This is a genomic window from Bradyrhizobium sp. USDA 3262, assembly GCF_054060035.1.
The window spans coordinates 2,676,529-2,700,425 of the sequence record NZ_JBSSCT010000001.1 but is presented as its reverse complement, the minus strand read 5'-3'; the positions used below and the strand labels follow the sequence as shown (position 1 = coordinate 2,700,425).

The window sequence follows — 23,897 nt, the reverse complement described above, 5'->3', positions numbered from 1 at the left end:
CTGCGCCCCGCACGGCGCCGGACAAGCAAGAGGAGTGCTTGGAACAAAGCGCAAGCGCTTGACGGCCTTGGCGCACGGCAAATTTGGCTCACGAATATCTTGGCACAACAAACATCAGCGCGGTCGCAGGCGATGGAAGACGTTCCACACCTCGCGCCGCACAGGTCAATAGCTTAGGCAGAGCGAGGACAGACCATGATCAAACTAAAAATCAACGGCCAGGAACAGAATTGGGACGGCGACCCGGATCTTTCGCTGCTCTGGTATCTCCGTGACGAAGCAGGCCTCACGGGTACCAAGTTCGGCTGCGGCCAGGCGCTGTGCGGCGCCTGCACCGTGATCGTCGACAAGGAGGCGGTCCGCGCCTGCATCACCTCGGTGTCCGACGTCGTCGGCCGCGAGGTCACCACCATCGAGGGGCTGCATCCGACCGGCGACCACCCGGTGCAGAAGGCTTGGCGCCAGGTCAACGTGCCGCAGTGCGGCTACTGCCAGGCCGGCCAGATCATGCAGGCCGCGGCGCTGCTGGACCAGAACCCGAAGCCCAGCCACGACCAGATCCGCGAAGCCATGGCGGGCAATATCTGCCGCTGCGGCTGCTACCAGCGGATCGAGAATGCCGTCCATCTCGCATCGACGGGGGTGTGACATGAATATCCGCACCAATCCCAGCAAACTTCGCGGCTTCGAGAAGCATGTGAAGGTCGAGAACGTTTCGCGCCGCAGCATCCTCAAGGGGCTGGGCATCGCCGGCTCTTTCGTGCTCGCCGCGCCCGTGATGACGCGCCAGGCGTTCGCCTATGAGACCGGCGCCGGCAAGATGCCGCACGGCGTGGTGGTCGATCCGCGCGTGTTCGTCGCGATCGCCCCCGACGGCATCGTCACCATCCTGGCGCACCGCTCCGAGATGGGCACCGGCGTGCGCACCAGCCTGCCCTTGATCGTCGCCGAGGAAATGGAGGCCGACTGGTCGCGCGTCCATGTCCAGCAGGCGCATGGCGACGAGGTCAAGTTCGGCAACCAGGACACCGACGGCTCCCGCAGCACGCGGCATTATCTGATCCCGATGCGCCAGATCGGCGCCTCGGCGCGCTCGATGCTGGAAGCCGCCGCCGCCAAGAAATGGGGCGTGCCGGTGACCGAGGTGAAGGCGCAGAACCACGAGGTGGTGCACAGCGCGAGCGGCCGCAAGATAGGCTTCGGCGAACTCGCGGCCGACGCCGCGAAAGAATCGGTGCCGAGCGTCGAGGGCCTCAGGCTGAAGGACCCCAAGGACTTCCGCTATCTCGGCAAGGGCCAGGTCTCGATCGTCGACCTGCACGACATCACCACCGGCAAGGCGCATTACGGCGCCGATGTCCGCCTGCCCGGCCTGAAATACGCCGTCATCGCGCGTCCGCCGGTCACCGGCGGCAAGCTCAAGTCGTTCGACGACAGCGCGGCGAAGAAGGTGCCGGGCGTCGAGAAGGTGATGGAGGTCAAGGGCTGGCCGTGGCCGTCCAAGTTCCAGCCGCTCGGCGGCGTCGCCGTGATTGCGCGCAACACCGGCGCCGCGATCAAGGGCCGCGACGCGCTGAAGATCGTCTGGGACGACGGCGCCAACGCCAAATACGACTCCGTCACCTATCGTGCCTCGCTCGAGGAAGCCGCGCGCAAGCCCGGCCTCGTGGTGCGCAAGGAAGGCGACGCCGATGCGGCCCTGAAGAGCGCCGACAAGGTGATAACCGGCGAATATTATCTGCCGCATCTCGCCCATGTCAGCATGGAGCCGCCGGTCGCGGTTGCCGACGTCAAGGGCGACAAGGCCACGATCTGGGCGCCGGTGCAGAGCCCCGGCGGCACCCGCGAGGATGTCGCCAAGACGCTCGGCATCCCCGAGGACAATGTCACCGTCAACGTGACGCTGCTCGGCGGCGGCTTCGGCCGCAAGTCGAAATGCGACTTCGCGCTCGAGGCGGCATTGCTGTCGAAGGAGCTCGGCGCGCCGGTCAAGGTGCAGTGGACCCGCGAGGACGACGTGCATCACGACTTCCTGCACACGGTCTCGGTGGAGCGGATCGAGGCCGGTCTCGACAAGAGCGGCAAGGTGATTGCGTGGCGGCACCGCAGCGTGGCGCCAACGATCGCCTCGACCTTCGCCGCCGGCGCCAATCACGAGGCGCCGTTCGAGCTCGGCATGGGCCTGATCGACAACCCGTTCGAGATCGCCAATTTGCAGTGCGAGAACCCGGAAGCGGCCGCGTTCACGCGGATCGGCTGGTTCCGCTCGGTCTCCAACATCCCGCGCGCCTTCGCGGTGCAATCCATGGTCGGGGAAATCGCGCATGCAACGGGCCGCGACCAGAAGGAGATGCTGCTGGAGCTGATCGGAAGCCCGCGGATCGTCAACCTGTCCTCGGTGAAGGATCCCTGGAACTACGGCGAGCCCTATGACAGCTACCCGATCGACACCGCGCGCTTACGCAAGGTGGTCGAGCTGGTCGCCGAAAAGGGCGAGTGGGGCCGAAAGGTGCCGAAGGGCCACGGCCTCGGCATCGCGGTGCATCGCTCCTTCGTCAGCTACATCGCGACCATCGTCGAGGTGGCGGTCGACGACAAGGGCAAGTTCTCGGTGCCGCGGGTCGATACCGCTATCGATTGCGGCACTTACGTCAATCCGGAGCGGATCCACTCGCAGATCGAAGGCGCTGCGATCATGGGGCTGAGTCTCGCCAAATACGGCGAGATCAGCTTCAAGGACGGCAAGGTGCAGCAGGGCAATTTCGACGACTTCCCGGTGATCCGGATGGACGAGTCGCCCATAATCACCAACGTCTACATCGTGGCGCCCGGCGCCGACACCCCGCCGAGCGGCGTCGGCGAGCCCGGCGTGCCGCCGTTTGCGCCGGCATTGATCAACGCGATCTTTGCCGCGACCGGAAAGCGCATCCGCGCCCTTCCGATCGGCAAGCAGCTGGAGACGTGAGGCTGGAACGTTAGGCGAGACGGGCCGTTCTCATCGATCGCGCTTTAGAGAGAGCAGATCGATGAGAACCCCGCCTCAGACATTCGGGACGCTCGCGGCCGCCTTGTCCGCGGGCGTCTTTCTTTTTGCGACACAGGCTGCGCTCGCACAAACCGCCTCGCCGCCAAGCGCAACGGCGACGCGTCCGGCGCGGGTGCTGCCCGACCAGAGCTCGGTTCCGAGCAGCGGCCCGCCGTCGACCACCGGTCAGACCACCGGCGAAGCCAGCCGCGACCCCACGATCAGGCAGATGAACGACGACGAGAAGCGCAAGGTCGACACCAAGGGCAAGTAAAGCAAGCGCAGACCGGGAAGCGGCGGTCTCCCCATCCGCCGCTTCCCGATCGCATCGCCCCCTGTCGCTGAGTCCGACAAAAGCTTGGGAGCATGATCCGATTCAATCGGATCACGCTCCTGACTGCGCGCTTACTTCTTGTCGAGCGCGAACACCCAGATCACGCCGCCTTGCGGGACGTTGTTCTCGAAGCCCTTGACCTTGCCGGCCAGTGCATCCTGGATGCGTTGCGCGTCGACGCCCCAGCCCGACTGGACCGCGATGTATTGCGTTCCGTCGACCTCATAGGACATCGGCATCGCCATGATGCCGGAATTGGTCTTCTGCTCCCACAACAGCTCGCCGGTCTTGGCGTTGAAGATGCGGAACATCCGGTCGTTGGTGCCGCCGGCGAGAACCAGGTCGCCCGCGGTCGCCGTCACCGAGCCGAACAGCTGCGAGGTCTTGAAGTCGTGCTGCCAGACCTTCTTGCCGGTTGCCGGGTCCCACGCCTGCAACTCGCCGAAATGATCGGCGTTCGGTGCCGGCGTCAGTCCGATGTCCTCCGGCTTGGTGCCGAGCCAGAGCTGGCCGGGTACCAGCGGCTGCTTCTCGCCCGTGAAGCCGCCGCAGAAATTCTCGTTGGCGGGAACGTAGACGAGCTTGGTGCTCTGGCTGTACGCCGCCGACGGCCAATCCTTGCCGCCCCACAGCGACGGGCAGAACTCGACCCGCTTGCCGATCACCGGCTTATGCTCGGGATCGACGATCGGCCGGCCGGTCTCGGCCTCGATGCCCTTCCAGACATTGGTCTTCACGAACGGCCAGCCGGACACGTAGTTGATCTTGTCGGGCTTGTTCTCGAGCACCCAGAAGATCGCGTCGCGTCCCGGGTGGATCAGGCTCTTGAACGTACGTCCGTCGCGCTGCAGGTCGACCAGCATCGGCGCGTCGACCTCGTCCCAGTCCCAGGAATCGTTCTGGTGATACTGGAAGTGCTTCTTGATCTTGCCCGTCTCGGGATCGAGGCCGATCACCGAGCTGGTGTAGAGGTTGTCGCCGGCGTGGGCCGAGCCCGGCCACGGCGCAGCGTTGCCGACGCCCCAGAGGATCGTCTTGTTGTCCTTGTCGTAGGTGCCGGTCATCCAGGCCGATCCGCCGCCCGACTTCCAGTCGTCGCCGCTCCAGGTCTCGTGCCCGGGCTCGCCTTCGCCGGGGATGGTGAAGGTGCGCCAGAGCTCCTTGCCGCTCTCGGCATCGTAGGCGACGACATAGCCGCGCACGCCGAACTCGCCGCCGGAGCCGCCGACGATCACCTTGCCGTCGATCACCAGCGGCATCAGCGTCAGATATTGGCCCTTCTTGTAATCCTGGACCTTGGTGTCCCAGACCACCTTGCCGGTCTTGGCGTCGAGCGCGACGACATGGTCGTCGGTGGTGGCGAAGTAGACCTTGTCCTGCCACAGGCCGACGCCACGGCTGGTCGGATGCAGCTGGAACAGATCGTCGGGAAGCTGCCGCTTGTAGCGCCAATATTCCTCGCCGGTCTTGGCGTTGAGCGCGATCACCTGCCCCATCGGGGTCGCGGCGAACATCACGCCGTTGTTGACGATCGGCGGCGCCTCATGGCCCTCGATGACGCCGGTCGAGAAAGTCCAGACCGGCTTGAGGTCCTTGACGTTGGAGGTGTTGATCTGGTTGAGCGGACTGTACCCCTGTCCGTCATAGGTCCGGCGATACAGCATCCAGTTGCCGGGTTCGGGATTTTCGAGACGCGCCGAGGTCACCGAACTGTAGTTTTCGATCGGCCCCGCGACGGCATAGGTCGAAATGAGGCACGTGAATGCGACACAACTCGACAGTAACCACTGCTTGCTTGTCATGAGATGCTACCTCCCTGCTCTGTTTTGATTTTTTCAGTTTAGGTCATGCAGAAATCCCGATGTGGCCTCATCCTCCTTGCTGAGCACCCACCTTTCCGACGAATGGCGCTGCGACCGTGATCGCGCCGTCGGCAACCGTCAGCGGCAATGCCGCGAGGCGACGTGGCGCCGGCCCGAACACGACCTGCGCATTCTGCCGCGGATCGTATTCGGAGTTGTGACAGAGGCATTTCAGGACGTTCTTGTCGCCCTGCTCTTCCTTCAACCAAGCGGTGATCGGACATCCGGCATGCGTGCAGACGACCGAGTAGCAGACGATGCCGTCAGGGGCGCGGGCGCGCGTCGCATCGTCGAGCTCGCTCGGATCGAGCTTGACGAGCACGACCTCGTTCAGCCGCGAGCCCTTGCGGACGACCGAGGTGTTCGGGTCCTGCGGCCAGGCGCGAATGGGCGGGCCGCCCAAGGTGAGATCTTCCGGCTTGATGACCTGGCCCGCCTTGTCGCCTTCGGCGCGCACGAGCCGATCGGCTTTTTGCGGCCGCTCATTGGCGCCGGGCTGTTCGTCATCGTCGGCGGCCGCAGGCTCGATCGCGGCGAGGCAGGCGCAGCTCGCGAGCGCGGTCAACACCGCGCGGCGCGTCGGGTCGGCGCACGAGCCCGACGCATCGGACTCACCAGACTGTTCGATGGAAGCGCTCGGGTTGGATCGCGACATGGCGCAAGCTGAACGTGCAACTCGGCCGAAAAGATGGCGGCACACCTTCTCGATGCACGAACGCATGCGCAAAAAATACGCTGCAGCTTTTGGTTGATCGACGGCGCGGCTTCGCGATTGCTGCGATCAGGGTTCGTTGACGAAGCTCAGCCTGCCGACAGGTTTCAGCGTCTTTGCATCAAATGTGCGAATCTCTGTTGCACCGCCCACATCAAGCGTGAGGATCAATCGCTCGCCGGCGACCCCGGTGGCGACGATGCGCGCGCCTTTCGGCAGCGCAGCAGTGACGTCAGAAACGGAAACGGGGCTTCCCTCGCTGCGATAAAGGCGGTAGCCGATGGCAATCAATACGACGGCCACGGCCAGTGCCGAGGTCAGGCCCGCGATCAGCATCATGCGCCGCACCCGCGCGATCAGCGCGGCCTGGTCGGGGGTCGGTTCGGTCACAGCGGTGTCGGTCATCACAAGGCTCTATCTTTGCAAGTGTCTTCGCAACAAGTCTCTTCGAATGGCGGTCGGAAGCTGGAGGTCGTCGTCGCCGGCGACGAGGGCTCGGCCAGGCTTGACCGCGTGCTCGCGCAGCGCAGTCCCGAGCTGTCGCGGTCCCGGCTGAAGGCGCTGATCCTCGCCGGTTCCGTGACCGTCAAGGACGCCGTCGTCCGCGACCCCGCTTATCATGTCGCCAAGGGCGATACGATCATAATCGACGTGCCGGAGGCCGCGCCCGCCGAGCCGCAGGGCGAAGACATCGCGCTCGATATCGTGTTCGAGGACGACGACATCATCGTCATCGACAAGCCGAGGGGCCTCGTCGTGCATCCCGCCGCCGGCCACGCCAGCGGCACGCTGGTCAACGCGCTGATCGCGCATTGCGGCTCGAGCCTGTCCGGCATCGGCGGGGTCAAGCGGCCGGGCATCGTGCACCGCCTCGACAAGGACACCACGGGACTGATGGTGGTCGCCAAGAACGACCACGCCCACCAGTCGCTGACCGCGCAGTTCGCCGACCATGGCCGCACCGGCCCGATGGAGCGCGGCTACATGGCGTTCGTCTGGGGCGTCCCGAACCGGCCCCACGGCACGATCGACGCGCCGATCGACCGCCACCCGCACGCCCGCGAGAAGATGGCGGTGCGCCAGGGCGGCCGCGAGGCGATCACCCATTTCGAAGTGCTCTCGAGCTTTGCCGGCCGCGACGGCAAGCCGGTCGCCTCCCTGCTCGCGTGCCGGCTCGAGACCGGGCGGACCCATCAGATCCGGGTGCACCTCGCCCATCTCGGCCATCCCCTGCTCGGCGACAGCGTCTACGGCGCCCACTTCAAGACCAAGGCCGGGCAGCTCGGCGCGGAAGGTAAGGACGCACTCACCGCGCTCGGCCGGCAGGCCCTGCACGCCTATCTGCTGGCATTGGAGCACCCCCGGACCGGAGAACTTTTGCACTGGGAGGCGCCTTTGCCGGAGGATTTGCTTCTTCTGCAACGGGCGCTGGAAGCGGCGGTATGACGCACCCCTCCCGGAAAAGCCGCGTTATGACAACAGGTTATACCTGCCACACGGGGACGTGACGTCAGCAATCCTTCCCTATCACGGACAGTTTGGTGTATGTTGCACCTGCGCTGAATATCCAGCGCGGAACATCGCAGCATGGCCGGCTTTAACCCAGCGGCCACCTGCCGGGCCCGCCGCTATCGGGGGCCTGAACCACTGGAGGGCGCTCAAATGGCCCGTACAGCTTCGTTGCCGGTCCTCAATGGAGAATCCGGCCTCTCTCGATACCTCGCCGAGATCCGCAAGTTCCCGATGCTGGAACCCCAGCAGGAGTACATGCTCGCCAAGCGTTGGCGCGAGCATGACGATCGCGACGCGGCGCATAAGCTCGTCACCAGCCATCTCAGGCTCGTGGCCAAGATCGCCATGGGCTATCGCGGCTACGGCTTGCCGATCTCCGAGGTCGTCTCGGAAGGCAATGTCGGCCTGATGCAGGCGGTTAAGCGATTCGAGCCCGAGAAGGGCTTCCGTCTCGCCACTTACGCCATGTGGTGGATCAAGGCGTCAATACAAGAGTACATTCTGCGTTCCTGGTCGCTCGTGAAGATGGGCACCACCGCGAACCAGAAGAAGCTCTTCTTCAATCTGCGCAAGGCGAAGAGCAAGATCTCCGCCCTGGAAGAGGGTGATCTTCACCCCGACCAGGTGAAGCTGATTGCCAAGCGCCTCGGCGTGACCGATCAGGACGTGATCGACATGAACCGCCGCCTCGGCGGTGACGCGTCGCTCAACGCCCCGATCCGCGACGACGGCGAAGCCGGCGAATGGCAGGACTGGCTGGTCGACAACTCGCCCAACGCCGAAGCCCTGATGGCCGAGAGCGAGGAGTTCGATCATCGCCGCCAGGCCCTGAACGGTGCGATCGGCGTGCTCAACCCGCGCGAACGCCGCATCTTCGAGGCGCGGCGTCTGGCGGACGAGCCGATGACGCTGGAAGACCTCGCCGCCGAGTTCGGCGTGTCGCGCGAGCGCGTGCGGCAGATCGAGGTCCGCGCGTTCGAGAAGGTGCAGTCGGCCGTCAAGGGCACGATCGCCCGGCAGGAAGCCGCCGCTCTCGAAGCCGCGCACTGATCGCGCAGCAGTGAGCCAACAGACACGAAAGCCGGCGGCAACGCCGGCTTTTTTGTTGTTTGCAAAGTGGGGCTCGGCACGCGCCTCGATCCGGGGCGTGTAACCATCAATCCGCCTGCCGACGAATGTCCGCATCAGCCTCGGGAGGACTGCGAGTCAACTTCGGGCCCGGCCCCGAAACTCCGCTGAGTACAGGGCCAAGGTCAGCCGGTGACCTCACCTATTCGAATGCAAAGATCCGCTTCCAATCCTTCTTCATGTCGACCACGGTCCACCTGTTCACCGCCGCGGCGTCGAGCGCTACCTCGAGTTTCCCAAAATGTGACTGGCGGTCGTAGGCGTATTCGCGCTCGGCGTCGGTATGATGAACGATCAGACCAAACCGTGCGCCGCTGGAGCCGAGCGTCGCCCATTGCAACATTTCGAGATCGCCGTCGGAGTTTCCAAATGCTGCGATTGGACGCCGACCGATGTGCTCGTTGATACCGATCGGCTTTCCTGCTTTGTCATCGATGAAGTTGACTTCGGGCAGCCGGAAAAGCGTTGGCGCGCCGTCTTTGATCTCAAACCGGGTCTTGATCGACGACCCAATGACATGCTCCGGCGGCACTCCGTAAATCCTCTCAGTCCACGGGCGCATGAACTCGATGCCGCCGCCTGACGCGATGAAGGTCTTGAAGCCGTTGGACCGAAGGTAGGCCAGCAATTCCAGCATCGGCTGGTAGATCAGTTCAGTATAAGGCCGCTTGAAGCGCTGATCTCGCGCGGTCGCGAGCCAATCGATGACGATCTTCTCGAATTCTGCCGTTGTCATGCCGGCATGCGTTACGGCGATGATTTCGACCAACCCTTTTTCGCCGGAAGCCGCCAACGCCTTCACGTCACCGTCCAGCACCGCTGCGAACGGCTGCTTGGTCTTCCAGTCCGGATGCATTGGCGCCAGCGCCTTCACTCGGTCGAGGGCGAAGGCCAATTGCACATACATCGGCTGCTCGACCCAAAGGGTGCCGTCGTTATCGAAGGTCGCGATGCGCTGCTCGACAGGAACGAAGAAGGGTCCGCCTTGCGTCGTGACGCGGGTGACAAAATCGAGGATCGAAGCCTTGGTCGCGCCCTCGTTCCATGACGGCAATGGATCGCGCTGCGCTTGCGCCACCGCGGGCGCGGAACGGAGTAGAGCAGAGAGCAAGGGGACGGTCGCCAGCGAGGAGAGGAGGACGCGGCGGTCCATGTGAGGAAACTGCGGATTCATGATCGCCTCCCCGGATAGTGCCGCTCAGTGCCACGGTTGAAGGCGCTGATGTTGCAGCAGCCGATGTCGCCGCCAATGATGGCGAGAATGCTGGGCCAAGTGTTCGGGGTCGTACTCATCCTCGATCTCCATGGCGTTGAATTGCGTTGCTGCATGTCGCTGTTCAAAAGCGAGTCATGTTCGCGGCCGGCGGGTTCGGCGATTTCACGAGGCTTGCCTTGTATTCCTCGACCGTCTTCAGTGCCGGGCCGATCACCCATTCGTACATCTCTCCGATGTTGTGTTCTTCGTGGGGGTCCGCTTCGATATTGAACACCTTGGGATAGCCGTTCATCGGCGCTGCGCTGGCGCCGACTCCTCCCAATAGGGTCGCGCCGCCGGCGCCGCTGCGGCCTGGCGCCACGTCGACAAAATAGATGCGGAACTGCTTCCAGCGCACCGCAACGAGAGACGGGCCGACGAAAGTTAGGAGATGTTCGCGACGCCCGTTGTCGTTCCCGCCAAGCAGCAGGTCGGTCTGGTCGACACCGTCGATCGGGCGATCATCCGGCACCTTGCCGCCGGCAATCCGCGCGAAGGTCGGGAAGAAATCCATGATCGAAAACATCGCGTTGGACGATCGAGGCCTTACTCGCTCCGGCCAGCGAATGATGGCGGCGGTGCGGATCGCCCCTTCACTTATGTCACCCAGCGCCCCGCGCCACGGCCCGGACGAGCCCATGTCCGGCATGTCGCCGCCGAATGGGCGCGAGACGGGACCGTCAGGGCCATTGTCGGACGCGAACACCACGATGGTGTCGCGCGCGAGACCGAGCTGATCGAGTGCATCGAGCATTCTGCCGACGATGGCATCGCCTTCCATCAGGGAATCACCGAACTGGCCGACGCGGGACCGGCCCTCGAACCGCTTTGACGGCAGGTTCGGAAAGTGCGTCCGCGATATCGGCAGATAGAGGAAGAACGGTTTGCCGACGGCCTTCTGGCGCCGCATGAAATCGACGCCGCGCTCCGCCAGCTCCCAGTCGATCTCGCGCCGCACGTCCGCCGTGTAGGGTTTCACCGCTTTGAGCGGCTCCCCACGCGCGGCCTCCACGATCTGTGGCCCCTTATCGATCGTGATATCGAGCGTCTTGGTTTGCCGAGCCTGCTCGATCATGAGGAAGGCATCCCAGGTGTCGCCGGGTGGGATGCCGTAGAATTCGTCGAAGCCCTTGTTCTGCGGCTGGCTGTAAGGCTGGGCACCGAGATGCCATTTGCCAAAGATCGCCGTGGCGTAGCCTGCCTCGCGTAGCATTCCACCCATGGTGATTTCTGTTGCCGGCAGCGAGATTGGAGTCCCCTCGACAGCAACCAGCGACAGACCGGAGCGAATGGAATAGCGTCCGGTCATCAAGGCGGCGCGCGACGGGGTACAGGACGGCTCGACCAGAAACTGCGTCAGCCGCAAGCCTTCGGCGGCAAGCCGGTCGATGCGCGGCGTCGGCGCCCCGCGCAGTTCGCCGCCGCCGTAAGCTCCGATGTCGCCATAGCCGATGTTGTCGGCGAGAATGAGGAGAATGTTCGGCTTTTGCTGTTGTGCTGACGCGGGAGCGACCATCATGGCGACGAACGATGCCACCATGCCGAAACAGATGTGTCTGCGTCGATTCATCCTCGATCTCCGGCGGTCGCAGTCAGAGAGAGCTTCGCCCAATCTTCGTTGAGAGCCCATCTTGCGTTTCTCGTGGAGTTTCTGGATGCCCGGGGACAGGCGGCCGGCGCTTTCGCGCCGGCCGCTTCTGTTGTTCTCAATCACGACCTGATGTTTGTCATTAGTCGCTTCGGCCGGCCGTCTTCATGTCCTTCACTCGCTGCATGACCTGTTCCAGGTTGTAGCTGGCCGGGTCCTGCAGCGGCGGGAATTTGATGAAGGTCTCCAGGTGCCTCAGCCACAGCTGCTGGCCGATCGGCAGCATGTTCCAATCATAGACGTAGGCAGTAGACGGAGAAGCAATAGCCCCGGCCATGCCGAACAACGTCTTCAGCTGTGTACCAACGGAGGTTTCGAAAGGATCGCGCTTGATGTTGACGACCTGGGTCCAGGAGTAGGGCTGCACACCGGCAATGAAGCCAGCTGGTGAGTCCGACACCATCGCGAAGTACATCTTCCAGTTCTTGTAGCGGACCGCCGACGGCTCCTTGCCGGAGTAATACAGGAAGTGGTCGCGGGCCGACTTGTCGGACTTGCCGCTCAGATAGTCGATCTGATTAACACCGTCGAGGGTGGTCTTGACCATATTAGGATAGCCGGCCTCGACCTGTTGCTTCAGTGCGTCGCCCTTGGGTCCGCCGGCGATCTCGACGAGGGTCGGGAGCCAGTCGAGGGCGGAAAACATTTCGTTCTTGACCGTGCCGGGCTTGATGACGCCGGGCCAGCGAATCACCATCGGAGCGCGCATGCCGCCCTCCCAGGTGCTCAGCTTGCCGCCCTTGAACGGTGTGACGCCACCGTCCGGGAAGGTAATTGTCTCGGCGCCGTTGTCGGTGGTGAAGACGACGATCGTGTTGTCGAGTTGGCCCATGTCTTCGAGCTTCTTCAGTACCACGCCGATGTTGTCATCCATCTGCTTCATGCCGGCTTCGTTGACGCCCCAATCCTTGCCGCCAGGCTCGCCCACCATGTTCAGATACTTGTCCGGCAGCACGGTCGTGATGTGCATGCGCGCCGGGTTGTACCAGGCGAAGAACGGCTTGTTCGTCTTCTTCGGGTCGTTGCGATCGAGGAAGTCAACGACCTTGGCCGAGATTTCTTCGTCCACGGTCTTGGATCGCTCGAGAGTCAGCGGGCCCTCGTCCTTGCAGGTCATGTTCTTTGCGGTGCCGTCCGAGGACTTGCAGGCGAGCATCGGGCGCGGCGGCGTCAGGCAAACCGTGGTCCTGGGATCTACAGCGCCGGGGACCTCAGCCACGCCGGGGATCGGCGTGTTCTTGCATGGCGGCGCAAGGGTCTGCTGGGTCGCGGTCTTGTTGATGTCGGGGAAGCTCACCCCTTGCATGGCGTCGAGGTGATAGAGATAGCCCCAGTATTCCTGGAAGCCTTGCGCAGCCGGCAGCGACTCGGTGTGGTCGCCGAGATGGTTCTTGCCGAACTCGCCGGTGGTGTAGCCGAGATCGAGCAGGAACTTGGCAAGCGTCGGCGTCCCCGTCCGCAGATAGGATGGGCTACCGGGAATTTCCGGCAAGACCATGCCGACGCGAACGGGCTGCATGCCGGTTAAGAAGGCCGTACGCCCGGCCGTGCAGCTCTGCTCGGCGTAATAGTGCGTGAACATCGCGCCTTCGTTGCCGATGCGATCGATGTTGGGCGTCTCCCCGACCATCAATCCGCGATGGTAGATGCTCGGCTGCATCCAGCCGATGTCGTCACCCATGATAAAGAGAATGTTTGGCTTTTGCTGGTTTTGCGCCAAGGCCGGCGTACTGACCGGCCCGGACAACGCCATCAGCATCGTCGTGCTGAGCAGCGAGGCACAGGTCCCCTTGAGCCAGCCAGATGTCTTGCGGGGCGGCGTTCCAGTAGGGGGCGACGGCTCGTCGGGCAATATTGAACTCAACATGGCTACGCTCTCCTGTTTATGATGCATTGGGAACTCCCCGACTGATGCATCGAAAGCCAAGATGACTCGTGGAAGTATCAACCGGCTCCGCGTGACGCGCTGCCGGCCGGTAGCGTCGGCAGTAATTCGGTGCGCACAAATGCGAGCCGCCTTTGATGACCTTCCGTGGAATCTTCACGTTGGTTGTTCTTGGGTCGTAGCTGTCGGTCTCACGCCCGCCGCGCGGATTCTCCGGGATGCAGCAGGCCTTCGTCACATCCGCCTCGTGCCTGGGGGAATACCAGTCGGCTGTCCATTCCCAGACGTTGCCGATCATGTCGTAAAGGCCGTAGCCGTTCGGCGGGAATGCGGTGACTGGCGAGGTGCGTTCGAAACCGTCGGCATTGGTGTTTTGGTGCGGAAAATCACCCTGCCAGGTGTTAGCCATGTGATGGCCGCGCGGCATGAATTCGTCACCCCACGCATATTCGGCGTCATCGAGCCCGCCGCGTGCCGCAATCTCCCACTCCGCTTCGGTCGGCAGTTCCTTGCCAGCCCATTGCGCGTAGGCAAGCGCGTCGTTGAAAGCCACGTGCACGACGGGATGATGATCGAGCGCATCGATGTTGCTATTCGGTCCGTAGGGATGCCGCCAGTCAGCCCCCCTGGCGAAGGTCCACCACTGGCTGAAATCGCGCAGGCCGACCGGGTGCCGTGGCGGCAAGAACATCAAGGAGCCCGCATAAATCATGTGCGGCAGAATCCCGGGATAGTCTCTCGGGTCGGGCGCAATCTCGGCCACGGTAACGTGACCTGTAGCCTTGACGAACTTTCCGAACTGCTTGTTTGTGACAGGATGGCGATCCATCCAGAAGCCATCGACACTCACCCGATGTGCCGGCGCCTCCTCCGGATAATGCTTGTCCGATCCCATGCGGAATGTCCCGCCGGGTATGCAGATCATCTGGTCGATATCTGACGGACCATCGCAAATGGCGATATCGCGCGCGCGCCTGGACTTCGCTCGCAAGGCGTCACCTCCCAGCCGATCTTTTCCACGCTACGAGGCAAAACCCCCGCGTGATATCGGACCGTGGTCCAATATCCGAATCTGCGCGCGCGGCCTCTGTTCGACCCACGGATGCCGCAGTGCCGCAATGGCCGCCCTGAAGTTGATACAGATGACACTCACTCGATTAAGGCGATCTTGATCTAGATCAAAGCGGGACTGCCTTCGGGAGCAGCATTCCGGGAAGCACTGGACGTATGCCCTTAGATCCGCCTGCCTACGAATGTCCGCATCAGCCTCGGACAAGCGAGGCGCGCTTGGTTCAAGCCGGATAAGGGCCAATTTCGGACATTTCCGACAGGCCGCAGTGTCTTCGTGCAACGCCACCTGTTCCCCGGATGCGTCAGGTGGCGTAGAATGTCACGGCCCTTGAAACGGGACGCGCCGAAATCACCGTCCGGGCAAACGAGCAGCACTGGTGCTATCGGCAGGCACGCTCTCTTAGAGGCCGTTCTTTTTTCGGTTTCGCACCACCGTTCACCACGAACTTTGCGCGCTGCATTTGCGGCGGCTCGTTCGGTAACGTCGGGAGAAAAGCGATGAGGAAGGTCGATCGAAGGTCCGCACTGGGAATCGCGTTGGCAGCGGTTTCGACTGCCATGATCAAGCCCGCCGAGGCTCAAGCCACGGGCTACAAGGATACGGCACCCTGGCCAGGTGTCGTGGTGCGTGAATATGAAGGCGAGACACCATCCCTGATCCCGGGATTCAAGACGGTCTCGATGCGCGATGTCATTATGCAGCCGGGATCGAAGACCATGGGTCCCCCGATGATGAATGCCATGATCTGCCATATCACCGAAGGGGAGCTTCGGCTTGATCAGGAGGGAAAGACCTTTACGGGCAAGAAGAATTTTGTCTGGACCTGTAACAAGGAAACAAAAGAACAGGCGTACAATGATGGGAACGTGGTCGCGATCATGCGGATCACGGACCTGAAGGCCTAAGGCTCTTTTCTTCGCAAGAGATTGATTGCAGGAGCGGATGGCGCACGCGACGACGCGCCATCCGCATGCAGGACCGCTTCGGGTCAGAGGGCGTAACGCGCGCAGCACAAGGTCGATGGGTATCGCTTCGCGCCACCCATCCTACGAAGCTGGATTTGGCACGCTGCTTCGGCACGCACCTCGATCCAGGACGGATGCCCGTAGAGAATGTCCGCATCAGCCTCGGGCGCGGACAAACGAGGCGCTCCTGGTCACGTCGGCTAAGGGCCAGGAGCGGTAGCAGCCGATCCGAAAGTGCCACGACACCTAGCGCGTATCCATTGGTTGGGTCTGATCCCTCAGCAAGAGAAGTCCATCAGGAAAACGAACCCATTCAAGCTTTGACTCGCACCAGGCAGCTACCTTGGGCGCAGGGAAAGCGGGATCGGCGAAGCATCCAACCGGAATGCCGATGACGTCGGGCAAAAGTTCAAGACTTGTGCTCACTGTCGAACCACATACGGGACAAAACACGAATAGGACGTTCCCGCCTGACGCACCCTTGCGACTATAAGTTAGGCCCTTGCCCGAACGATCCCTCACCTGGTTAGAGTTCCACCGGGACGAAAGTGCGAATGCAGATCCCGAACGCTTCTGACATCGCGTGCAGTTACAGGCTGAAACCAAGGCGGGTTCGCCTTCAACCGTGAGACTTAGCTGTCCGCACTGGCAGCTCGCCATACGCGTCATGTTGTCCCCCTCTGCGATTAGAGATGATACGACATTTCGTCCTGTCACAACCTTAGATTACTATTGGGTCGATTCCATTGCGAACGCGTTTAATTTGTTGCCGTCCAAATCGCGGAAATAGAAGGCCGCGGCTCTCGGCAAATCGTTAGTCCCCAGCGTCACATAGCCAATCATTCATTATTCCTCCGGCTGTGGCTGCGACAATTCGATGCCCCCTTCGAGTATACTTAAACTTATGGTTGCGTCTAGAATCTGACGAATCTTCGACAACACGGGTTTAGGCTCGCAAGGTTGTAATCGGCGCGGATCGGAAGCTGCGCAACAGGCCCTGAGATGGTGCATTCAACCCAGGTCATCAAAGCTGGGCTGCCTATTATGGGTGAGGGCCAATGTCTCTTGCGGGTCACAAGCCGACCATGGCGGCCCGCTTGGCCTCGGTCGGCTTGCCTCCCGAAAGCGGATATTGCTGCCTTCCGAGCAAAGGTCGGCTAAGGGCTAGAAGCGGATAAGGCCGTTTTGACTGGACGATCGAAATGATGCGTTCGATATCCATCGGGCCATGCAGCGTGCTCAAGTGCACGAGCACTGGCTCAACCATGGGCCTGAATTACTGCTGGTTCGGCTGAATGAAAGACACCACCAGTTAAAGCAGCTCTAAACAAGAACCGGCCCACCGCCAACCGCGCGATCGACGATGGGCCGTTCCGGGTGGATGGCACGAACTTGGTGTTTCAAAGCGTCGCACCACAGACCCTATTCTCAATATCTGTACTTGGAGGTGGTTCCTACGGATTGGGCTGGCGGCCTTGCTCTTTAGTCTAGGGCCCGGCTTTTCGTCCTGCTCAACCTCTTGCAGCACTCTATCAACAACGGCTTGAGTGCGTGTGTCATGCAGCTCTTCGGCGTCCGCCGAAGCTGCCTCTAAGTGAAAGCGCATTTGAGTGCGCAACGCTTGTTCGGAACCGGCCATGCCATAGGATCGCAGGATCGGTCGATAAATCCATTCACATAGGTAAGAAAGCCAAGGTGTGAGGTGCCCTTATTAGACTCTGACATTCAAGCGCACAGCGCGACCAAGCTGTATAAGACTTGGCGGCGCTGGCACTCAAACTGGAAAATGCAATCCTCCAGCAGGAGAGATACGGCTGAGCGAGCGGAAGGTTGCTAAGGCCGGCGGTCCAGCTCCGCTATTTGCTCTTCGATGTCCTTGATTATGTCCATGAGCAAAAACCGCAGAGCGTCATCGGCGAAACGCTCCGAAAGCCCACGATAGCCGCGCAGCTTCTGTTCGAGTTCTTGCTTAGCCTCCTCTCGATTCACGTCGGCCCGGGAGAGCGTAGCCACTCGCTCACGTGTGCGCCGGTCTCGGCTTGCCTGGCGCGCTTCAACAGCGCCTCCTTCTCAACACCTGGCGGCATCGACTTGGCCCGTTCGCGCATCTCTTCGGCCTGGCCGGCAAGCCGCTGTTCCAGCGTCTCAGTTTGAATGCTCCGGCGTCTAATTGGTCCCATGCGAATTTCCTCATTGGGTTCCTGCCCGGAACGAGGGACTCAAGTCGGGAAGCCGCGCAACGTTCCTCGGGCTCGCCAACTGAGGCGGCCGACGAGGTTCATTGCGACGCCGCTCCCTTTTCCTCAAACAGGATAATGCTGACCTCTCCGCACGCCTCGCAGCGTTGCGTCAGGAAGCGCGTTCCAGTCTGCGTGTCGGGAAAGCTGCGGAGGTTGGTCAGCTCTCGGCCGCACTTGCAGCGACGGATAGCTTCTTCTGCTTTGAGCATCGCATGATCTCCACCGATCATGCTGACCCAACAGACCGGAGTTAAGTCCGTTCCGGACTTAATTAGGGAAACTCGGTTCACCCATGGAAACCCGTGGTAACACCCCTGCGCCGCGACGAGAGAATAGTTGGCGGACGACAGCATTTGCTATGGGTTAATTCAGAACAGGCCACTCGGAAACTCGAACCAAGCTCCGACAAATTAGGACGGAGGGTGAAACACCAGAGAGACAGGCCTGTCATGATCTGCAATTCTCCAGAGACGGCGCGGTGAGGCGGCCCCAGTGTTCGTTCCAACGCGCTGGGGCCGTTTCTTGCCACCGTGCTTCTACGGAATCTGCTTTGAAGCAGAAGAGGCCTAGGGTCCTAATACCGGGCTATTTCATAAAGATCATTTTTTTGGTTATCCGGCAGGGGTCGCTTACGTTGGCGGCCCCTATTTTATGTGAGTTGCGCCTGCGCCGGGTGCCTAAGACGGACAGCACTCCACCGTCCTGTCAGAACGGATGGTGATACCAGACCAATTCGGGAACATGGCAGTTGGCCGGGAGTCCGCTGCGGGTCAAAAGCCGCCCGTGGTGGCTAAACCGGGCGGCAATAGAAACTCGTATATTAGTGCCGCAACTGTCACATTCCGCATTATCGACTTCGAAGCCTACGGCTCAGACTCGAAGCGATCATCGAACGACCCACGCAAGTCCTGCCTTGAGCTACTGGGCGTCGGCCATCTTCGGTCGAGATGACTGCGGTTGCGCGTTGGCTGCCGAGGGCCGGTTCGACGGTGACGCCGATTCCTGCGATGAGGAGGCGGCGTCGGGCGGCGCACCCGGGGATGGTCGATGCGCAGCTTGTGCCGGAAGCACGATCACTTTCGCTCCGACCTTCACCCGCTCATAAAGGTCCGTGACGTCGTCATTGGTCAGCCGGATGCAGCCGGACGAAACCCGCTTCCCGATCGTATCGGGCTTGTTGGTGCCGTGAATGCGATATTCGGTATCGCCCAGATAAATCGCCCGGGCACCGAGCGGATTGCCGGGACCGCCTGCCATAAACCGCGGCAGATAAGGCTGGCGCGTAAGCATCTCTGCCGGCGGACGCCAATCCGGCCATTCTGTCTTGCGGGCCACGACCTGTTCACCGGACCATGTGAAGCCTTCGCGGCCGACACCGATGCCGTAGCGCATCGCCTGCCCGCCGTTCAGAACGAGATAGAGGAATGTGTTTCCGGTATCGATGACGACGGTGCCCGGCGGCTGGTGACTGACGTAGTCAACCACCTGCCGAACAAGTCGTCCGGGAGCATCAGCGGCTTTTGGTGTTTCGATCCGGGGTGCGGGGACCGGGATTGGAACCGGAGCTGGCGCTGGAGCCTGAACCGGCGCCGCTACGTGAATGGGAGTCGACGGCGGCGGACTAGATGGCGCCGGCACCTGGTGCGCGGCTTGCTTCCGTATCGATTGAACGCTCGCCGGCCGCCACAGCAAGCTGTACCCCAATGCGGCAGCGGCCACGACGCCAACTACAACTCTTCCGGCGACCGGCAGGGTGAGCGTTTCGATCTTTCCACGTTTGGCCCGCTTCCCCATACCTCTCCCCCGATCCCAAGCCCGGAAGAGGTACCCGGCAAATTTTAACAAGCCTCGAAGCGATTTCGCTCAGGGGGGAAATCGCCAAGCGTCGTTAACGCCGGCCTTTGTCCTGCAACACCCGTCGTCCACATTCGATCGCCGGTTCCGGAAATGCCCCGCGGAAAATCGGGCCCGATAGATCAGCCTGTCGATGCGGACGAGCGCGGCTCATTCGGGCAATCCCGCTTTGCGAAAACCCTCGATCATCAGCTTCGCATTTATTGAAAGCCGGCTCCGAGCGATCCACGCCGATATTGTGAAAGTGGGGTCGAGCTCAAGCACACCGGCTGCCGCTTCACGGGCCTCAGCGTCCCGTCCGAGATGGGCGAAAGCGGACGCGAGGCAGCGGTATGCGCCTGGATAGGAAGGGTTCTGACGCAGGGCTTTCCTCCCTGCAACGATGGCCTCGTCGAAGCGACGAAGCTCGATAAGGGCAAATCCCATACCGGTTAACGCTGTGAATTGGAGCGGGTCCACCGGGCTCATTCGCATGGCGCGTTCGAGGCTCCGGATCGCCTCCTCCGGCTGCCCCGCAATCTTATAGACCCAGCCTCTGCGGTTCCATGTGTTATATGAATTCGGGTTGAGCGCGACCGCCCGATCGGCCATCTCAATCTCAGCCTCACAGTCGCCGACCAAAAGAGCCGAGATCAATGCAGCAGTTGCCAACGTGCCTGGATCATGATCGTCGAGGCTCAATGCCAGGCGCATAAACCGAAGCGCCGCCTTGCGTTCGAATTGTTGGTCGATCGCATAGCTCCTGAGCACGTTTTCCAAATGACAGGCACCTGCCAAAGCTGCCGCAGCAGCAAACCCAGGGTCAAGCTCCAGGGCGCGCTGCACCAGTCGGAGTGCCTCGGCCAGACTTTCGCGGGTCGATCGGACGGCTTGCTGTGTTGCCCGGAGATAAAGATCATATGCGGTGAGGTCTTCCGGTCGCCGCCGCGACGCCATTGCGATTTCTGCTTGAAACAACTCTGGCTGAACAGCCGAGACAACAGCGAGCGTGATGTCGTCCTGCAGCGCGAAAACGTCCGTCAGGTCGCGCTCGAACCTGTCCGCCCAAATATGTGCGCCCGTGGCCGCTTCAATCAACTGGCACGTGATGCGAACTTTCCCCGACGCCTTGCGCACGGCTCCCTCGAGGACATAGCGGACTCCAAGCCTGCGCCCGACTTCCTTGATGTCGACGGCTTTGCCCTTGAAGGTGAAACTCGAATTGCGAGCGATCACGAACAGCCATTTGAACCGCGAAAGCGCGGTCGTGATCTCCTCAACCATCCCGTCCGCGAAATATTCCTGCTCGGGGTCGCCAGACATGTTCGCGAACGGCAGCACGGCGATGGAGGGCTTGTCGGGTACCGCAGGGGCGCTCTCGGGCGTATCGGCGGGATCTGGACCTGCAACCTCTCGCGCCTCCTGCACCTGTCCGACGAAACGGAATCCCTTGCGTGGTAACGTCTTGATCAGTCGCTGTTCCTCCCCGGAATCGCCGATTGCGCTTCGGGCGACATTCAGCCGGGTCGTCAGTGCTGCATCCGAAACGCTGCGCCCATTCCAAACGGCATTGATGAGGTCGTCCTTGCTGACGACGCGCTCCCTGTTGCGGATCAGATAATCGAGCAGATCGAACACCTGCGGGGCGATGCGGACGACGTCCGCCCCGCGATACAACTCGCGCCGGTCAAGGTCGAATGCGAAATCCTCGAAGAGATAGCGCAAGATGCGAATCCCCCTGGAATCCCCTTGGATGAAGCCCCCGATAATCGGGTAGCGCCTTGGGCCGGCTGGAAATCGCAAGAATAAGCTGCAGGTGAGGAAAATGTAAGCCGCCGGTCAAGCCTACCCGCCGCTCTCGCGGCATCCTCGTGCCGGCTATGACGGCTCCTGACACCACGGTGGCAACAGGGGAGCGCTAAAGCCGTGGAAGAAACACCATCCCATGGAGACTGCGCGATGAGCTCGACGCACGGCACAACGCGGCTGGAACGGACATCCGTATCGACCCGGCATGTCTCCAGCTTCATCTGGAAATATTGGGATGCCTTTCGGGAGCGCCGCGAACGCCAGGAATTGCGCGCCACCTTGTCCAACCTAAGCGACGCGGAGCTGATGGACATCGGCACCACGCGCGGAGAGATCGACTACGTCGCCTCGCACCGAGACATTGACCCGAGAGGCATCCGATCCGGCGAATGGCTCCGATAACTGTCAGCGGTAGACGGCCGGGTTGGGCCCACCGACTTCCGATGAGGGGCAGAAGGCGATATCCTGAGGCCGGATCGGGTTTCCGCTTCGTCCGCGCAAGCGGGCGTCCCGGATTCTAATGGAGTACGCGCCCTACTCGCCCCACTGCCGCGCCATTGTGGCGAGCGCGCAGCCCTCGCAGTAGCGGGCGTCCTTGAAGTCGATCCAGTTGTGCGCGTAGACGCGCTCCGCCGGAATGCCGTAACGCGCGCGCAGCACCTTCACCAGCACCCGCCAGGCCGCGACCTGCGCGTCGGTCGGGCCGGTCGTGACGTCGGGGTAATTGCCGGCGAACTCGACGCCGATCGACGTGTCCTTGTTCACCTGGCGATAGGTCTTGCTGTTGTCGATGTATTTGTTGTCGTTGCGATCGGCGCCGTCGGTGTGGGTCGGCACGAGGTTGTCGGCGACCGACCAGTAAACCGTGCCGTCGGTTTCGACCCAGACCATGACGCCGCGCCGGGTCGGGTTCTTGTGCTGCGCCTCGGCGCCGTATCGCGCCGAGCCCTGCGGCCCCTCGGTTTGGTGCACGATGATGTTGCGCCAGGGATGCGATTTGGCAACGTCGCCCCAGGGCGTCAGCCAGACCATCTTCAAGCCGGGAATCTCGGGCGTGCCTTGCGATCGCGCGATGGCCGCGAGATCGGGGGTTTGGGCTGATACGGCGGAGGACAGGACCAGCGCAAGGAGTGCGGTGAGCAGGCGAAGCATCATTGGGGAATATCCGGTGTCGCTCGGTCCCTCGTTAGCACGCTCAGGCGCGCTTGCGCAGGGTCGCCTCCAGCGGATCGACCATCTCGGGCGGCGCCTTCGGCTCGTAGGTCGCGTAGCCGTTCTTGCCGCCCTTCTTGGCGTCGTAGAGCGCGTGGTCGGCGACGGCGACCAGGCGGTCAGGATGCAGGCCGATCTCGCGGGTCCATTGCGCGACACCGATCGAGACCGCGATCGGGATGTCCTTGCCGGTGCACTGCTCGGCATCGGCGCGGCAGACCTCGAGCACGCGGCGCGCGATCATCGCGCCCTCGCGCAGCGTCGAGGACGGCAGCACGATGCAGAACTCGTCGCCGCCGGTGCGGGCCAGCATGTCGCCCGGACGGAGCCGCGTCTGCGCCATCAGCGTGAAATGCTGCAGGCAGGCGTCGCCGGCGGCGTGGCCGTGGGTGTCGTTGATGCCCTTGAAGCCGTCGAGGTCGATCACCAGCAGCGCGAACGCCTCGCCGTTGCGGTCGGAGCGCGCGCATTCCTCGGTCAGCCGCTGCAAGAGATGACGGCGGTTGCCGACGCCGGTGAGATCGTCGAGCAGCGCGAGGTCGGCGACCTCGTTGCGCAGCCGGTCGATCGCCATCAGCAGGAAGCCGAAATTGAGCGCCATCGACAGGAACACCATCAGCAGGATCACCAGCGACTGGCCCGCGGAGAAGCGGACGAAGGAGAACTCGCCGGGCTGCAGCAGCGCGCCGACCGCGCGCAGCGCGTAGATGCCGATCAGCACGGAGGCGACGATGCCGGCGAGCCGGGCACCGGGGCTGACGCGGCCGTTCTCGGACGACAGCAACAGCTTCAGCGTCAGCGCGAACGGCGTGACCTGGGCGACGGTGTAGACCAGGATGCGCATCGGCATGCTGTCATAGGCGAAGATGAAGGTGCCGAGACCGGCGAAAGCCAGCGCCGTGGTCAGCAGGGTGGCGCGCCAGGTCGCGGGCTTGTCGTAGAACCGCTCGATGCCCATCGCGGCAAGGCCGGCGGCGAACACCATCAAGGTCCCCGCCGCGAGCAGCGGCAGCAGCGAGTCCGTCAGCATCACGCGAAGCATCGCGCAGGTGGCGCCGGCGGAGGCGACGAGCGCCGATGCGGTCCATAACCGCGCCGCGCCGAAAGCAGGATAGCTGCGCGCGACATAGGCCCAGATCAGCCCGAGCGCGAGAAAATTGATAATGAATACCGTCCAAAGCGTCGGAACGCTCAACATCGCCCCTGTTCGAGACCCGTATCGGCCTCGCCTCTCCTGAAATGACCGTCCGCCCCCCGGGCGCTTCCTCAAATGACAATCCCCGTTGTCTTACGGAAGAGCATGCGGCCGCGCCGCTTAACGGAGCGTCACCCGCGACGTGGCAATCCGTGCTGTGGTTTTGAATTGATGAAGATCTGCGCATCCGCCGTTTGCGCATCGTTAAGC

The 23,897-nt window shown here is 62.4% G+C and carries 21 protein-coding genes; 7 read left to right on the top strand and 14 right to left on the bottom strand.

Translation table 11 applies throughout. The annotated features are described in order from the left end of the window. Positions 1–195: 195 nt before the first annotated feature. From ACVWYP_RS12595 to ACVWYP_RS12585, 3 genes are all read left to right on the top strand, one after another. Positions 196–648 (top strand): (2Fe-2S)-binding protein, encoded by a 453-nt coding sequence (locus ACVWYP_RS12595; protein ID WP_028333166.1) that lies wholly within the window; start codon positions 196–198, stop codon positions 646–648. A 1-nt stretch (position 649) separates the two neighbouring features. Next, positions 650–2,965, top strand: a complete 2,316-nt coding sequence (locus ACVWYP_RS12590; RefSeq protein WP_304498861.1) for a xanthine dehydrogenase family protein molybdopterin-binding subunit — start codon at positions 650–652, stop codon at positions 2,963–2,965. A 61-nt stretch (positions 2,966–3,026) separates the two neighbouring features. After that, a complete protein-coding gene (locus ACVWYP_RS12585; protein ID WP_304498860.1) occupies positions 3,027–3,299 on the top strand; it encodes a hypothetical protein in 273 nt (90 codons plus the stop codon). A gap of 131 nt (positions 3,300–3,430) precedes the next feature. Here ACVWYP_RS12585 and ACVWYP_RS12580 read toward each other — a convergent pair whose 3' ends face one another. The 3 genes from ACVWYP_RS12580 to ACVWYP_RS12570 form a co-directional block, all read right to left on the bottom strand. Beyond that, positions 3,431–5,161: a methanol/ethanol family PQQ-dependent dehydrogenase gene (locus ACVWYP_RS12580; RefSeq protein ID WP_028343438.1), complete on the bottom strand. Its 1,731-nt coding sequence runs from the start codon at positions 5,159–5,161 to the stop codon at positions 3,431–3,433. A 67-nt stretch (positions 5,162–5,228) separates the two neighbouring features. Next, positions 5,229–5,876, bottom strand: coding sequence for a QcrA and Rieske domain-containing protein (locus tag ACVWYP_RS12575; protein WP_304498859.1), 648 nt, complete (start codon positions 5,874–5,876; stop codon positions 5,229–5,231). A 126-nt stretch (positions 5,877–6,002) separates the two neighbouring features. Beyond that, positions 6,003–6,338, bottom strand: coding sequence for a hypothetical protein (locus ACVWYP_RS12570; RefSeq protein WP_018269854.1), 336 nt, complete (start codon positions 6,336–6,338; stop codon positions 6,003–6,005). Positions 6,339–6,359: 21 nt separating this feature from the next. On the opposite strand from ACVWYP_RS12570, the gene ACVWYP_RS12565 reads away from it, so the two are divergent. Further along, a complete protein-coding gene (locus ACVWYP_RS12565; RefSeq protein WP_304498858.1) occupies positions 6,360–7,379 on the top strand; it encodes an RluA family pseudouridine synthase in 1,020 nt (339 codons plus the stop codon). A 216-nt stretch (positions 7,380–7,595) separates the two neighbouring features. Then, on the top strand, positions 7,596–8,495 hold the full coding sequence (gene rpoH, locus ACVWYP_RS12560) for an RNA polymerase sigma factor RpoH (RefSeq protein WP_304498857.1): 900 nt from the start codon (positions 7,596–7,598) through the stop codon (positions 8,493–8,495). 220 nt (positions 8,496–8,715) lie between these two features. Here the strand turns inward: rpoH and ACVWYP_RS12555 are convergent, their stop codons facing one another. The 4 genes from ACVWYP_RS12555 to ACVWYP_RS12540 all read right to left on the bottom strand — a co-directional run bounded on the left by ACVWYP_RS12555 (position 8,716) and on the right by ACVWYP_RS12540 (position 14,286). Further along, positions 8,716–9,747 carry an HAD family hydrolase gene (locus ACVWYP_RS12555; RefSeq protein ID WP_304498856.1) on the bottom strand — a complete coding sequence of 344 codons (1,032 nt, stop codon included), beginning with the start codon at positions 9,745–9,747 and terminating at the stop codon, positions 8,716–8,718. 163 nt (positions 9,748–9,910) lie between these two features. Continuing rightward, a complete protein-coding gene (locus ACVWYP_RS12550; protein ID WP_304498855.1) occupies positions 9,911–11,542 on the bottom strand; it encodes an arylsulfatase in 1,632 nt (543 codons plus the stop codon). 16 nt (positions 11,543–11,558) lie between these two features. Continuing rightward, on the bottom strand, positions 11,559–13,235 hold the full coding sequence (locus tag ACVWYP_RS12545) for an arylsulfatase (protein ID WP_370143915.1): 1,677 nt from the start codon (positions 13,233–13,235) through the stop codon (positions 11,559–11,561). Positions 13,236–13,359: 124 nt separating this feature from the next. Beyond that, positions 13,360–14,286 (bottom strand): formylglycine-generating enzyme family protein, encoded by a 927-nt coding sequence (locus ACVWYP_RS12540; protein WP_304500226.1) that lies wholly within the window; start codon positions 14,284–14,286, stop codon positions 13,360–13,362. 644 nt (positions 14,287–14,930) lie between these two features. Here ACVWYP_RS12540 and ACVWYP_RS12535 point away from each other — a divergent pair. Next, positions 14,931–15,338: a hypothetical protein gene (locus ACVWYP_RS12535; protein WP_304498854.1), complete on the top strand. Its 408-nt coding sequence runs from the start codon at positions 14,931–14,933 to the stop codon at positions 15,336–15,338. A gap of 306 nt (positions 15,339–15,644) precedes the next feature. Here the strand turns inward: ACVWYP_RS12535 and ACVWYP_RS12530 are convergent, their stop codons facing one another. The 5 genes from ACVWYP_RS12530 to ACVWYP_RS12510 form a co-directional block, all read right to left on the bottom strand. Beyond that, positions 15,645–16,058, bottom strand: a complete 414-nt coding sequence (locus ACVWYP_RS12530) for a GFA family protein (RefSeq protein ID WP_369525580.1) — start codon at positions 16,056–16,058, stop codon at positions 15,645–15,647. 1,325 nt (positions 16,059–17,383) lie between these two features. Continuing rightward, positions 17,384–17,578 (bottom strand): hypothetical protein, encoded by a 195-nt coding sequence (locus tag ACVWYP_RS12525; RefSeq protein WP_304498852.1) that lies wholly within the window; start codon positions 17,576–17,578, stop codon positions 17,384–17,386. 98 nt (positions 17,579–17,676) lie between these two features. Further along, positions 17,677–17,847, bottom strand: coding sequence for a hypothetical protein (locus ACVWYP_RS12520; protein WP_304498851.1), 171 nt, complete (start codon positions 17,845–17,847; stop codon positions 17,677–17,679). Positions 17,848–18,556: 709 nt separating this feature from the next. Then, positions 18,557–19,432: a L,D-transpeptidase gene (locus tag ACVWYP_RS12515; protein ID WP_304498850.1), complete on the bottom strand. Its 876-nt coding sequence runs from the start codon at positions 19,430–19,432 to the stop codon at positions 18,557–18,559. Between the two features lie 210 nt (positions 19,433–19,642). Next, a complete protein-coding gene (locus ACVWYP_RS12510; protein ID WP_304498849.1) occupies positions 19,643–21,196 on the bottom strand; it encodes a winged helix-turn-helix domain-containing tetratricopeptide repeat protein in 1,554 nt (517 codons plus the stop codon). Between the two features lie 234 nt (positions 21,197–21,430). On the opposite strand from ACVWYP_RS12510, the gene ACVWYP_RS12505 reads away from it, so the two are divergent. Next, positions 21,431–21,682: a DUF1127 domain-containing protein gene (locus ACVWYP_RS12505; RefSeq protein WP_304498848.1), complete on the top strand. Its 252-nt coding sequence runs from the start codon at positions 21,431–21,433 to the stop codon at positions 21,680–21,682. A gap of 132 nt (positions 21,683–21,814) precedes the next feature. On the opposite strand, the gene ACVWYP_RS12500 is transcribed toward ACVWYP_RS12505, so the two are convergent. Together ACVWYP_RS12500 and ACVWYP_RS12495 are read right to left on the bottom strand one after the other, a co-directional pair. After that, positions 21,815–22,435, bottom strand: coding sequence for a peptidoglycan recognition protein family protein (locus ACVWYP_RS12500; protein WP_304498847.1), 621 nt, complete (start codon positions 22,433–22,435; stop codon positions 21,815–21,817). Between the two features lie 40 nt (positions 22,436–22,475). Further along, entirely contained in the window at positions 22,476–23,690 is a 1,215-nt protein-coding gene (locus ACVWYP_RS12495; protein WP_304498846.1) for a GGDEF domain-containing protein, read from the bottom strand. Positions 23,691–23,897 lie beyond the last annotated feature (207 nt).